The organism is Desulfosporosinus youngiae DSM 17734, from assembly GCF_000244895.1.
Lineage (GTDB): Bacteria > Bacillota > Desulfitobacteriia > Desulfitobacteriales > Desulfitobacteriaceae > Desulfosporosinus > Desulfosporosinus youngiae.
Map to the genome: position 1 here is coordinate 1,931,191 of NZ_CM001441.1, position 12,157 is coordinate 1,943,347.

The 12,157-nt window shown below is 45.9% G+C and carries 12 protein-coding genes, 2 pseudogenes and 1 CRISPR repeat array; of the genes and pseudogenes, 11 read left to right on the plus strand and 3 right to left on the minus strand.

The features are described 5' to 3' along the window. The first annotated feature begins 4 nt into the window (after positions 1 to 4). The 6 genes and pseudogenes from DESYODRAFT_RS26620 to DESYODRAFT_RS09045 form a co-directional block, all read left to right on the plus strand. Positions 5 to 982: a SagB/ThcOx family dehydrogenase gene (locus DESYODRAFT_RS26620; RefSeq protein ID WP_007782095.1), complete on the plus strand. Its 978-nt coding sequence runs from the start codon at positions 5 to 7 to the stop codon at positions 980 to 982. 19 nt (positions 983 to 1,001) lie between these two features. Beyond that, a complete protein-coding gene (locus DESYODRAFT_RS09025; RefSeq protein WP_042339524.1) occupies positions 1,002 to 1,742 on the plus strand; it encodes a thioesterase II family protein in 741 nt (246 codons plus the stop codon). Positions 1,743 to 1,747: 5 nt separating this feature from the next. After that, entirely contained in the window at positions 1,748 to 3,274 is a 1,527-nt protein-coding gene (locus DESYODRAFT_RS09030) for an SDR family oxidoreductase (RefSeq protein ID WP_169315916.1), read from the plus strand. Between the two features lie 119 nt (positions 3,275 to 3,393). After that, complete coding sequence (locus DESYODRAFT_RS09035) at positions 3,394 to 3,675, plus strand: type II toxin-antitoxin system Phd/YefM family antitoxin (protein ID WP_345788222.1); 282 nt, start codon at positions 3,394 to 3,396, stop codon at positions 3,673 to 3,675. A 37-nt stretch (positions 3,676 to 3,712) separates the two neighbouring features. Beyond that, positions 3,713 to 3,976 carry a type II toxin-antitoxin system RelE/ParE family toxin gene (locus DESYODRAFT_RS09040; RefSeq protein WP_242833583.1) on the plus strand — a complete coding sequence of 88 codons (264 nt, stop codon included), beginning with the start codon at positions 3,713 to 3,715 and terminating at the stop codon, positions 3,974 to 3,976. A 63-nt stretch (positions 3,977 to 4,039) separates the two neighbouring features. Continuing rightward, positions 4,040 to 4,705 (plus strand): annotated as a pseudogene (locus DESYODRAFT_RS09045) (PEP/pyruvate-binding domain-containing protein); the annotation flags it as partial. A 245-nt stretch (positions 4,706 to 4,950) separates the two neighbouring features. Here the strand turns inward: DESYODRAFT_RS09045 and DESYODRAFT_RS09050 are convergent. From DESYODRAFT_RS09050 to DESYODRAFT_RS09060, 3 genes are all read right to left on the minus strand, one after another. Next, a complete protein-coding gene (locus DESYODRAFT_RS09050; RefSeq protein ID WP_007782108.1) occupies positions 4,951 to 6,864 on the minus strand; it encodes a DNA cytosine methyltransferase in 1,914 nt (637 codons plus the stop codon). Positions 6,865 to 7,024: 160 nt separating this feature from the next. Further along, complete coding sequence (locus tag DESYODRAFT_RS09055; RefSeq protein ID WP_007782110.1) at positions 7,025 to 7,645, minus strand: KilA-N domain-containing protein; 621 nt, start codon at positions 7,643 to 7,645, stop codon at positions 7,025 to 7,027. Between the two features lie 62 nt (positions 7,646 to 7,707). Further along, positions 7,708 to 7,974, minus strand: coding sequence for a hypothetical protein (locus DESYODRAFT_RS09060; protein WP_007782113.1), 267 nt, complete (start codon positions 7,972 to 7,974; stop codon positions 7,708 to 7,710). 106 nt (positions 7,975 to 8,080) lie between these two features. Here DESYODRAFT_RS09060 and DESYODRAFT_RS28670 point away from each other — a divergent pair, with 106 nt between their 5' ends. The 5 genes and pseudogenes from DESYODRAFT_RS28670 (at position 8,081) to DESYODRAFT_RS09080 (ending at position 12,118) form a co-directional block, all read left to right on the plus strand. Further along, on the plus strand, positions 8,081 to 8,248 hold the full coding sequence (locus tag DESYODRAFT_RS28670; RefSeq protein WP_007782114.1) for a hypothetical protein: 168 nt from the start codon (positions 8,081 to 8,083) through the stop codon (positions 8,246 to 8,248). 507 nt (positions 8,249 to 8,755) lie between these two features. Beyond that, a CRISPR array of direct repeats spans positions 8,756 to 9,049; the repeat unit is 32 nt; unit sequence GTCGCTCCCAGCATGGGAGCGTGGATTGAAAT. Between the two features lie 103 nt (positions 9,050 to 9,152). Then, entirely contained in the window at positions 9,153 to 9,611 is a 459-nt protein-coding gene (locus DESYODRAFT_RS09065; RefSeq protein ID WP_007782117.1) for a helix-turn-helix domain-containing protein, read from the plus strand. Then, positions 9,604 to 9,885 (plus strand): annotated as a pseudogene (locus DESYODRAFT_RS09070) (CtkA family protein); the annotation flags it as partial. The gene DESYODRAFT_RS09065 and the pseudogene DESYODRAFT_RS09070, both read left to right, overlap by 8 nt. Before the next feature lie 270 nt (positions 9,886 to 10,155). Further along, a complete protein-coding gene (locus tag DESYODRAFT_RS09075; RefSeq protein WP_007782119.1) occupies positions 10,156 to 10,773 on the plus strand; it encodes a TetR/AcrR family transcriptional regulator in 618 nt (205 codons plus the stop codon). Between the two features lie 547 nt (positions 10,774 to 11,320). Then, positions 11,321 to 12,118 carry a class I SAM-dependent methyltransferase gene (locus tag DESYODRAFT_RS09080; protein WP_007782122.1) on the plus strand — a complete coding sequence of 266 codons (798 nt, stop codon included), beginning with the start codon at positions 11,321 to 11,323 and terminating at the stop codon, positions 12,116 to 12,118. The last annotated feature ends 39 nt before the right edge of the window (positions 12,119 to 12,157 follow it).

Below are 12,157 nucleotides of genomic sequence, written 5' to 3' on the forward strand. Positions count from 1 at the left end.
GGCAATGGATAAGTTTTATTGGGCGCCTTCGATACTGTGGACTATCCGCGATACGGGAACCCTAATTATCAACGGCGAAGAATACAGTGAAAGTCTGTCCGGTTTATTTCCGAGGTTTTACTTTCTTACCGCAAAAGGTGTGACGCTTTCTCAGCTGCTTAGTGAATTTCAAGGGGAAGATATAATGGCGGTCCGGAAATTTATTAATACCCTCCTTGACAAAAAGGTGTTGGTAAACGGAATTCAGGATTTGTTTGACTTATTTTCGTCACAGACCCTATTGTTTTCCCAATATAACCCCTATACAGGCGCACTTGTTTACAGTGCGGAAGTAAAACGGGAGATAGAGGAACAGGCGCTGAGGAGAGAAATTGTGGAAGCGGATTATATCCTTAGTCTGGACGATGTAACGTTACAGAACAGGTATGAAATCGAAAGGTGCTCCACCCGCAGTTTTAACATGGAGAAAACGGTGAGCTTTCACCAGCTTTCGGCGCTGCTGGCGATTTTGCGCGAACGGGAAAATGAGGGCAGGAGAAAATACTGCTACGCCAGCGGGGGCGGGCTTTATCCCATTGATTTTTATATTTTCGTTAAAAAAGATCGTGTGGAATCCTTGACAGAAGGTTTATACGCTTATGTCCCCTATAGCCATGAACTGCATTTTGTCAGTACAATAAGTCCGGATATTGAGGACAGCCATTATTTTGATAACCGTAATATATTCCGCCAGTCCGCTTTCAGCATCTACTTTGTTTTTAACGCCGCCGCCGCTATGCCCAAATACGGCGGGCTGGCCTGTATGCTGGGGTTGTTGGATTGCGGGGCGGCCATGCACGCCTTAAATATCAGAAGCCTTGAATGCGGTTTGGGAAGCTGCTCCATTGGCGAGATGAATTTCCATAAGATTTCCCGTTATTTTAAGCTTGACGTTAATCAAAAATATTTGCATTGTATGGAATTCGGATTGAGCAAAGCATAGGGGAGGGAATTGAAGGGTGATGACCAAATGGATAAACCATGCCTCCGAAAATAAAGGGGCAAAAATAAATTTATTCTGTTTTCCCCATGCGGGCGGCAGTTCATCTTATTTTGCCAGGTGGAGCCGCAACTTTTCGGAAGCAATCAATATATTTCCGGTAGAATACCCCATGCGTGAGAAGCGGTCGGGGGAAGCGATGCCCGATAGCTTAACAGAATTAGCCCGCCAGATGTCCGTAGAGTGCCGGGATATGTTCAGCGCGCCCTTTGCCTTGTTTGGGCATTGTACAGGGGCCATTATCGCCTACGAGGCAGCCCAGGCTTTATACGAAAAATTTCAAATCGAGCCCCTGTCTTTATTTGTATCGGCCTCCGTATCTCCGCGGTATACAAAAATTCAGTCGGTTCAAGCAATGGGCGATGAAGAATTCATCGCCTTTGTGGGAAAGTATGGAGCCGTAGATCCTGTGTTTTTGGAAAATAAGGAGTTGCTGGATTATTTCCTGCCCATCGTCCGCAAAGACTTTGAACTGCACGAGAATTACAGGCCCGGAATGCATCCCCCGCTGACCTGCCCCATCCATGCCCTCAACGGGAACCATGATTTCAATACATTGGCTTCGGCAGAAGTCGATGATTGGGCAGTCTTTACGACGGCGGCATTTAAAAAAGATGTTTTTCCGGGAGAGCATTTTTACCTGGATAGTCATTTGCAGGAGATATGCCGGCTGCTGGAAACCACATTGCTGGAATTGGGGTAAGAGGAATGGAAAAATTAACGCCTGAAGAAGAGATTATTTTAGGGGTTTGGCAAGGGTGTTTAGGCCGGCCCGGGATCACCCTTGATGAAAACTTTTTTGAAATCGGCGGCGATTCCATAAGGGCCTTGGCGATTATTGAAGGGATACGGGAGAAAGGCTTAACAGTCCCCCTGGCTAAAATTTTCAGCTGCCAGACGGTTCGGGAACTGGCGGCGATAGCTGAAAGAGTCGATGACGAAAAAGCAGAGGATCTGCAAAAACTTAAGGATTTGTTAACACTTTTTGATAAGGGTGAATATCAGGGCACTTTCCCGCCCGCCTATGAGGAATACCTCAATAAAAGCAAGGCAGGCAGTGTGAGGGTCAGGCCTGAATATGACCACATATTAATAACCGGCGGGGCAGGTTTCCTGGCCTGCCATATAGCCGAACAAATACTGCTCAATAGCCGATCGCGGGTTACGCTGCTGGTACGCGCCTCTACGGCAGAGCAGGCCCGGGAGAGGGTGGAGACCTGTTTTAACTGGTATTTTCCCAATAAGCAATATCTCAGCCGCTATGGTTCCAGGATTGGGGCGGTCAAAGGGGATATTACCCGGGATGATTTGGGTTTGGAGCCAAAAGAATACGAAACGTTGGCGCGGGAGTTGGATTGTATCGTCCATGCCGCCGCTACTATCAAACATTATGGCAATTGGGATGATTTTTATCAGATTAATGTAAAAGGGACAGAAAATGTCATCGATTTTGCCTTTGCCGGCCGCAAAAAAAGCCTGCACTATATCTCGACAATCGCCACGGGTTTTACCGTGGAGCAAAGCCGGGAAGCTAGGCCCTTCACCGAATGTGATTTATCGGTGGGGCAAACTTCCCCCAACGTTTATATCCGGTCAAAAATACAGGGGGAAGAAAAGGTAATCGCAGCCCGCAACGTCGGGTTAGACGCGAAGATTTACCGCATGGGATTTCTCGTTCAAGGGTATGAGAGCGGCATCTTTCAATATGGGATCGACCGGCGGAATGTCTATCAGGCAAGCGTAGAACTGCAGTTGATCTCAACCCTGTTAAAGATTAGAAAGATACCGGCGCTTGACAATGGTCTTTTGGATTTCTCTTATGTGGATATTTCGGCAAAAGCGGTTTATTTGCTGATGCATGTTCAAGAGGAGGCCTTTATTTATCATATATTCAACCAGCACAAATTGTCCTTGGTGCAATTCACTGATCTGGCTAATAAATTTAAGCCTCAAATATTGGAATTGCTCCCGTTGGAAGCGTATCAGGCTTATGTTAACTGTCATTATGAGGAACTGAAGGATGAATTGAAAAGAATACTCTTGCTGACGCTGGCCGATGATGAAATCGACCAGGGGTTATCCCTGCGTTTAAAATGCGATCTTACTCTTAATTTCCTTGCGGACAGGGGTTTTCGATGGCCGCAGACAGAGCTTCGCAATATAGGGCATTTAATAAGATTTTTGACCTCGCGCTCCTCTTCAGGGACGCCTAAGAGGATAAGGGCTTGGGAGTAGTAAGCGGGCAGGATATCTTTTTATACTCGATTCACAAAAAATAGACATCAGCGCACTTGCGTAGTACGATAGGCATATTATATGAGTACATTATTGCTATGGGAGAGTTTGATTTTATGATAAATATAAAACCATCTGCTGCAATTCGTAAAAATTATAATGAAATTTCCGAGCTGTGCAGACACACAGGAGAGCCGGTATTCCTTACCAAAAACGGTGAGGGGGATTTGGTGGTAATGGACGTGGAGACCTTTTCCCGGCGCGAAAGTCTCATTAAGCTTAAGGAGAAACTGATGCAATCGGAGATTGATATCCAAAAGGAACGAACCTATTCTGTGGAAGAAACAGCCGCCGCCATGCGTAAGGCTGTAGCAGAGGCTGCAGATGCCCGAAAAGAATAAACCGTACACAGTCAAAATCACCGAAACCGCTTAGGATATGCTTATCGAACATGCGCGCTTTCCGGCAAATGTGAACGCTACGGCTGCAAACAGGTTGGTTGATGGGTTTGTAGAAACGGCGGATAGTCTCGCCGCTATGCCGGAACGGAATCCGTGGCTAGAGAATGATGCGATCCCTTTTCAGAAGTACCGTAAGCTGCTTTTTGAAAAGCATTACCTGTTTCTTTATCAGATTCGAGGAAATATTGTTTACATCAACGCCGTAGTGGACTGCCGACAGAACTACAGTTGGTTATTATAGAAAAAAGATGTCGCCAAAGGGGTACCTGAGGGATGCGGCATCTTTTTTCTATTCTCAAGATCAGAAGTACTTGAAACTTATAGAAGCATGGGCAGCCCGACAGTGGCTGTTCGTTCCTCGGCTACCACTGAAGATTTGCCAAGTGCGAGTTTTGCAGGTCAGCAGGAAACTTATCTTAATATCCAAGGAGAAAGTGCCGTACTTAAAGCTATACAAAAATGCTGGGCTTCACTTTGGTCACCAAGAACGGTGCAGTACCGTTTATTACAAGGATTCGAAGCTGGTGAAGCCGCTCTGGCCGTAGTGATTCAGGAGATGGCCCCCTATGAGGTTTCGGGAGTAGTCTTTACGGTTAACCCCCTTACTCATAACTCCGGTGAGTTGATCATTAATGCGGTGCGCGGTGTAGGAGAGGCCTTGGTTCAAGGAGAAATAATTCCTGATCAATGGCTGGCCAGACGACCCGACGGTGCTGTTCTTAGCTTCACTCCCGCTTTGAAAAAGGAACAATACTCTTCAGCTTTAGTACGTACACAACGCCCTGCCAGAGGCTGTTTAACCTCTCAACAGGTTCGGGAGTTGGCCTGCCTATGTCTCAGGATAGAGGAGCATTTTAAGGGAGTGTCGCAAGATATCGAGTGGAGCTATGGCAGAGGGGAGTTTTACCTGCTGCAAAGTAGGCCCATTACCACACTTATGGAAAAACGATGGGAAAAAGATTTCTATTGATAATCTCTTTGAGGCTACATCAGGCTATGGGACGACCCACGAACGATGCCGTGAACCGCCCGCATACGGCGTCAAACTCGCAATGTAGCGGCGAATTTCTGCAGGGCAAATTTACTTTGCCCAAGGATTTTGATTTAAAAAGTGGGAAAGCAAATCTGCGTTTCGGCACCGAGTTTAATTAAATTTGAAAATGATTGCCCTTTTTATTCCGTATTGCTTTCGGTTCTGCTATCTATGAGCGGCGGTCATTTTTCCAGATGAACAAGAAGGTCGTCCAGAAGCGCTCCTAAAAATTCCGCGGGCTCCTGTTCTTTGCGCGTTTTAATGTCGACCATTTCCAGCAAAGCATTATCCGATAGACAAAGGATCAGCTTTCTCGTTTCTCTCAAGCTCCCCCTTGCCGCCTGCAGCGCATGTTCATCCGCACCCCACCGGGAAATAATGATAGCCACCTTTCGCAGCGCTTTCTCATACAAATACTTTTCCGTTGTATATATTTCCTTTTGGCTGATTTTTTGGCTGTAGTTTTTAAATTCAAACACAATGTATTTGGTGTTGAAATAGTGCTTGATGGTGTCAAAAAAATCTTGATTTGCGCCACTTTTTATCTTGCAGCACAAATCAAAACGGTATAGACCGTCGTTGGCGGGTTCCTGTGGTTCCCAAAGAGTCAAATAGTCGCCCAGCACGTACTTTAAAATCTCGATGCAGGCAGCCTCATACTCCTGAAACTGTTCACGTCCCGGCGCGATGCGCAGTAGCTTCTCCTTCCAGCCGAGTTCTTCCCTTTTTTCCTCCGAAGCGTTTGAAACGCCCTGAAACACATCCGGCATGGGCAGCTTTGGCTCAATATGCTCGACCGCATAGTCCAGGGATGCGATAAATTCATTTTTTATGTCCGCAAATTTGTCAAACAGCCACAACAGGCTTCCGACGTCCCATATGTAAACACCGAGTTGATCCAGGCATTCGGCCTTGACATAATCAGGGACCTCGTTTGCAAGAACCAGAATTGGCACGCCATCCGTCCTGAGAGGTGAAAGCCGTTCACAGACCGCTCTTATCTTGGCGGTCGAAGCAAGTCTGCCATTATAATACTTTACCTCAAAATACAGGGCTTTGCTTCCCTGATAAAGAGCAAAGTCGACCGCCCGGTCTTTTATGCGAAGCTCCTGCGCCAAGGCCTCCTCGCCCGCCAAGCTCACAAGATAGCGTCCAACCAGATTTTCAAACCACATCCCGCGTTCCGCTTGCCTGCTTCGCCACGGATTATCAGTCAGAATGGGATTAACCATATTGGCTATTTGTTTGATTACAAACACGTTGCCCGCATACATGAGCTTTTGATAAAGCCATTGCCTGTTCGTGCCATCAGGCAGGGTGTAATGCGCTGGAAACCCCTTTAAATTAGCGATTTCACGGTGAGTAATTTTGCGGAGCCCCTCTTTGGTGTTGACGAGGGGAACTTGCCTATAATTCCACTGAACAAGGTCTGCTTCTACATAAGCACGGTTCTTCCAACAGTAAAGGCGCGATTCACCCCGATGCCGCAAAATATTGTCCGGCCTGATATGAAAATACCACGGATCGACGGGCTGATTTAACTGTAGGTATTGCTCCAGCTGTTCCTGCGCCAGGGCGCTTTGCGACGGAAGCTCTAAAAGCTTTTCCGTGCTCCTCAGGGTTCCTGCGATGCAAACAGTGCGCTCTTTAATCGGAAGCCCCGTGGCCTGCGCCACATCGATGCTTTTCCATATGCATTCATATCCCATAGTAGCGATTGTATCCAAAAGCTCTTGGAGCCGGTTATTTTTGGCGGAAGCCGCGTTGAGCATCAGGAAAAAGGCACGTGCTTTGCGGACAGACAAAATTTCATACAGTTTATATATAGAGGACTCGCAAGACGGCTGCATTGCGCGCCTGAAGCGGGAAAAAGGGGGCAAATGCAGCCGAGCCGCCAGCAAATCGACCTCTGGAAAGGCGTTGGCATCGATCTCCTCGACCAGAAGCGGGTAAATAGGTGCCTTTAGGTTGGCACTGTGAAGCTCCAGGGCCTTTTTGTCCGCTTCGTAAGCCACGACTACCTTAAACCCTGCCATTTCAAGGCCGAGAGATATATCTCCCAGACCCGCGTTGATGACTGCAGCTGTAACTCGCATACCTGATATCCCTCCCACCCAATGTGTGTAAACACCGTGGTTATCGTATGTTTATTATACTTTTTCGAGCCAAAATCCATATCTTCTTGATATTGCAGTAGGAAAATGAGTTTATAAAATATATTTTGGTTTGCACATGCTTCAACCACAACTCCGCATATTAGGATTCAGCCTTGCTCACATGAGCCGGTGATTCATCCAATTCAGGTTGAAAGCATCTATACCTTTTTACCATCTTCAGCATAACCTCTGGAAATAGCCAAGCCCGAAATGCTTCAGCGATTTCCGGATGAGCCATCGTTCCACCATTCTTGCCTGCTCTGGATTCGATGCCTACTGCCTTGGTAACACTGATCCATATCTTTGGAGTCAGGGTAGCGCTGCTTGTCCGGATGGTTTGAATAAGCTTTTCGCACTCATCATCAAGAAAACTTGGATTAAACCTTTTCTCCCATAGTCTTAAATATTCAATGGAATTGCTGTTGCGCAGCCAACTTTGAATAAGATATCCTGGGGATTTGCTATTCTTTTCTCTTGCGATATCCGTAAGTGAAACATAAGGACTGTGTCCGCGATTTGCGTTGATCATCTTTTCTCCAATAGAGGACAGATGTGAACCGGGGACATCCAACAGATTTAGTTGTTCAAGGAGGTAATCAGACATATAGTTGGCGTGCTCTTGTGTGAAGATTCCTCTCGCAACAAGGCTCTTTAAAACTTTTTCCTGCGATATCCTATAGGTCCAAATTGCTTCAGCCCGCCGTTTTTCAGCTTCAGTCACGCCGCTCACCTCAATTCTACTTATACGGATATTATATCAAGATGAGCGGGGCTTGCATAGCCTTAATATTCCAAACTATACCTCATTTCGTGTTTATACTCTATTTCTAAATCGCCATCATGTCGAATAAGAATTCTTTCAATCGAGCTTTTGATAGCTTCCTCATCCCATTCTGTCATATTAAGTGTTGTGCAAAGCTGTTTCTTAAGGGTATCTTCACTGATTCGCGTATTGGTAGGGCGGACCGCTTTTCTGTTCACAGCTGGACAGCCGGTTTGTTTCCGGTTGATGGGGGTTGGGTGTTTAGGATTCAGCAAATAACGAAGCATAACAAGACCTCCATGCGCTTTTTAATTTCCCCTATAAAAGCGGACGGCAGGCCCGGGTTATGACCCGGAGCCTTGCCTCTGCTTGAGATAGGGGGTATAAATTAGGATGCCGGATTTTGAAACCATGTATTTTCAGCTGGCCGCTAAAGTTGCCGATGTCCTGGATATTCTTTTAAAAGCACAGCAGGAGGGAGAAAGGGAATTCGTGAGTGAAGAGCCGGTACCCGGGCTCAAAGTCCTGCCTATTCGAGATGAAAACCGTGATTCGGAGTAGTTATGAATAGTTCGGATTATGACTGCAACCTGAGGGGAAAAACAGTGCAGGGACAGCGGTGATTCGAATAAATCATTGATGAATCAATGATCTTCGCATCCTTGGCCCCGGGGAAGGTGCGGCTGGTCAACATCTGAACCGCTAAAAGTGTGTGGCCAAAATATGAATTCTATGACGGCATATTTATAAGAAATACTTTTGAAGTTGTATAGAATATGAGAATGATGGAGGTATAATGAAGGTATAACGTTGTGAATGGTGGAGAGAGAGTTAAAATAAATATTAAGGTAGGTTAGACATAAAGAGTTTTGGTACTGTTGGATACTCGGAATTATTTAGTGCGAATGTGAAGTGAACATAAAATCCCTGGGAGGTTCGCACCTCAAAATTTGAAGAAATTTGTTGAAAAGTGTAGAGAATAGTGAAGGAAGAAGTGGTACTTGAAAGAAATGTGTCACAAAATCGGTGAATAGTTTTAAAATGAGATGATTTTAATTAGTTTTTGCTGTCGCTCCCAGCATGGGAGCGTGGATTGAAATATCCAGTGGCCGGCGAAAGTTTACTATGCCGGGACGTCGCTCCCAGCATGGGAGCGTGGATTGAAATATAGCTCTAGGCTTAGACAGCCTAAGCCATTTAGTCGCTCCCAGCATGGGAGCGTGGATTGAAATTTGTCGAAAAGGCGGGTGATGCAATTGGCTAAGTCGCTCCCAGCATGGGAGCGTGGATTGAAATACTAGGTTAGAAGATCCTGACGTATTACCAAATCGTCGCTCCCAGCATGGGAGCGTGGATTGAAATTTCCGGATAACAGCGGACTGAGGGTTTTGTTGGCAGTGCCTGCTTTTATGGCATGCATTGACATTATATGGGAACGTCGATAATATGATCATAGGTGATGAAAATGACAATACAACAGCTTATGCATGACATGCAGATGTCCCGTTATCGGTTATCAAAAATCAGTGGGATTCCATGGACAACTCTTGCAGATATTTATTCCGGAAAAACACATCTGGACCGATGCGGCGCAAGGACGCTTTTCAAGCTGTCCAAAGCACTTGGTCTATCCATCGAGGAACTGTTGGCGCTGGAAACAGAGCCGGAGAAAAGCGCAGCCGATGGAAAACCGAACAGAAAAATGTACTTGGAAACTGAACTGTCGGGGAGTATTCAAAAAGCAATCAAAGAATACTTGCAGGGAGAAAAAGAGCAGGTGCTGCATCTTGACTGCTTGTGGGATGAGTTATATGGAGCCATTAATGCCGACCTTTGGTCAGGCTTAATTACGGAGGAACAGGCAGGCTACCTGCGCGAAAAATATCTTGGTTTAGGCGGAAAGGAGGAGAGTATTCATGATTGACTTTACATCATGTGAAATAAATAGGTTCAGAGCCTACGGCGGAGCGAATGGAAATAAAATCAATATTCTTTATGGGGGCAGCAGCTACATGCTGAAGTTTCTTCCCGTCTCAAGCCGCAATAAAGCAATGAGCTACATCAACGGATGTATCAGCGAATACCTCGCCTGCCATATCTTTGCATCTCTCGGATTTAAGACCCAGGAAACTCTGCTGGGAACCTATACTGATCCGCAAGGGAAGGAAAAGGTGGTAGTAGCCTGCGAAGATTTTACCTATTTTATTATGAAAGTTTCTTCAAGATCTTTAAGGAATTAGCCTATGACCCAGTTTGCCGGGATAAACTCAGGGCTGCATGATATATAAGGAGAAGATCCATGATTTTCTCCACAAGGCGTTGCAAGAGAAGCTGTGATTTCTCCTTGTAAGAGAGAAGGAGTGCATGATTGGCAGGTAAATTTTCGTTATGAACTAGCGCTTGACAAATAAACCCAGCGGGTGTAGTATAACGGTGTTACATAACATTGTTATATAGGCGGTGCTGAGGTGGAGGGCGATGATTTAACTACATTGCAGAAAATAATGGCTGAGGGTAAAAAAGAATTCTTGGAAAAAGGCTTTAAGGATGCTTCCCTGCGAAACATTGTCAAGTGTGCCGGTGTTACGACAGGAGCATTTTACGGCTATTATCCGGATAAGAAAGCGCTCTTTGAGGCCTTAGTGCTGCCTGTTGTGAACGGACTGAGGGCAATGTTTTTAGCGGCCCAGGAGGAATTTGATCACTTGCCGGGAGCTGCTAAAAAGGAAAGTGTCTATGATTATTCATCAGAAGAGGTCAGGAAATTCATGGCCTATATCTATGATCATTTTGATGAATTCAAGCTGCTTATTTCTTGTGCAGAGGGAACGGCTTTCTCAGATTTTATCCATGACATGGTAGAGATTGAGGTAGAGTACACCTTGAAATTTGTGGAATCCACAGGAAACGATGCGCTAGCTTCCGGCCGGGCTACGCCGGAACTGCTGCATATTATTTCAAGTGCCTTTTTGTCCGCGGTATTTGAGGTGGTAAAGCATGACATGTCAAGGGAGGCGGCAGACAGCTATATAGAGAGTCTAAGGCAATTTTTCACGGCAGGCTGGAAGAGCATTTTAAATCCTTAACAATCTTTTGTAAGGCTTTTGTATGCAAAGAAAACAATGAGGTTCTATGAACCTCAAAAAAATTGCCATAAAGTTAGATTAATCTAACTTTATAATAAGACAAGATGACAGAAGAAATCGACTGCAAGGAAAGGCTATCAGTCCGTTTTTGCTGTACTAACAGAAAGTATAAACTTACGTTATATACTTTCTAAGCATAAGGGCAACTAAGGCTGCCGCCGCGCCTGCGGCTTGGTGCCAGCCAAGTTTTCTTTAAGTTTCGGCTGCAATATGGGCGGCGTTAGCGGAAGCAGAGTTATTGACTCATGGGGACAGCCTGTGGTCACTTACTAAAAAAAGGGCAAACCCTATTCGCTAAACGGGCTTTGACGTTAGGCTGGACCCAGACAAGGCCGAAAGGAGATGGTGGTTGAAACAGGGAGAAGTCGGTGTGCTGACAGGAGACATGGATGAGGATATCAGAAAACAGAAGGAGAGAGACAAAAGAGCATAGTGTTAACAAGAGCATGGTGTTAACAAAACCGCTCAGGAAAGGACGTGACAAAGAATGCACCGGAATTTGCAAGGGGTGCCTGAAACTCTCTTGATCCCTTTATGGGCAAGAGCAGCGGAGACAAGGGAGAAAAAGCCGATTATCCGGGATGAAAAGGCTGTTGAAATGGTCGGAAAGATCGACTATGACTTCTCAAAATTCAAGGGTTCCTGGCTAACCCAAACAGGTGTTGCCGTCAGAACAGAAATATTGGACAGGGAGGTGAGAAAATTTATTCAAAAGCATCCGGAGGCGGTGATCGTTAACATAGGCTGTGGTTTGGATACCCGCTATTTAAGAGTGGATAACGGGAGAATCCGGTGGTATGACCTGGACCTTCCCGAGCCTATGGGCATCCGCAAGAACTTTTTCCAGGAAAGCGGCAGGTACAGGATGATCGGCAAATCCGTGTTTGATTATTCCTGGGTGCGGGATGTTCAGGCGGAAGGAGCGCCAATTCTCTTGCTGGCGGAAGGTGTATTTATGTACTTCACGGAGCAAGAGATGAAGGAACTGATGGAGCACCTGACCAAACTGTTTCCCGGTTCCCACCTGCTGTTTGAAATGCTGCCCCGCTTTCTGGTGAAATTCGGCGGCAAGCATGAAACAGTCCGTAAAACGGAAGCCAGGTTTCAATGGGGGATCAGAAGCGGCAAGGATATGGAGGTTTTAAATCCTCAAATCCGCTTTCTTGAAGAATGGAATTTCTTTGATTTGCACCGGAAGAGATGGAAATGGATGGGCTGGCTGGCTTTAATTCCGGCTTTTAAAAATAATTTCAACGATAGAATCGTCCACCTGGTTTTTCTGTAAAATGTCACATTCCGTACTTCAGCATCCCCAGCCCTAGTG

Bases quoted from the DNA above. Each gene is read 5' to 3' on its own strand.
- DESYODRAFT_RS26620 (WP_007782095.1), top strand. From the start codon at position 5: ATGGATAAGTTTTATTGGGCGCCTTCGATACTGTGGACTATCCGCGAT.
- DESYODRAFT_RS09025 (WP_042339524.1), top strand. From the start codon at position 1,002: ATGACCAAATGGATAAACCATGCCTCCGAAAATAAAGGGGCAAAAATA.
- DESYODRAFT_RS09030 (WP_169315916.1), top strand. From the start codon at position 1,748: ATGGAAAAATTAACGCCTGAAGAAGAGATTATTTTAGGGGTTTGGCAA.
- DESYODRAFT_RS09040 (WP_242833583.1), top strand. From the start codon at position 3,713: ATGCTTATCGAACATGCGCGCTTTCCGGCAAATGTGAACGCTACGGCT.
- DESYODRAFT_RS09050 (WP_007782108.1), bottom strand. From the start codon at position 6,864: ATGCGAGTTACAGCTGCAGTCATCAACGCGGGTCTGGGAGATATATCT.
- DESYODRAFT_RS09060 (WP_007782113.1), bottom strand. From the start codon at position 7,974: ATGCTTCGTTATTTGCTGAATCCTAAACACCCAACCCCCATCAACCGG.
- DESYODRAFT_RS28670 (WP_007782114.1), top strand. From the start codon at position 8,081: ATGCCGGATTTTGAAACCATGTATTTTCAGCTGGCCGCTAAAGTTGCC.
- DESYODRAFT_RS09065 (WP_007782117.1), top strand. From the start codon at position 9,153: ATGACAATACAACAGCTTATGCATGACATGCAGATGTCCCGTTATCGG.
- DESYODRAFT_RS09080 (WP_007782122.1), top strand. From the start codon at position 11,321: ATGCACCGGAATTTGCAAGGGGTGCCTGAAACTCTCTTGATCCCTTTA.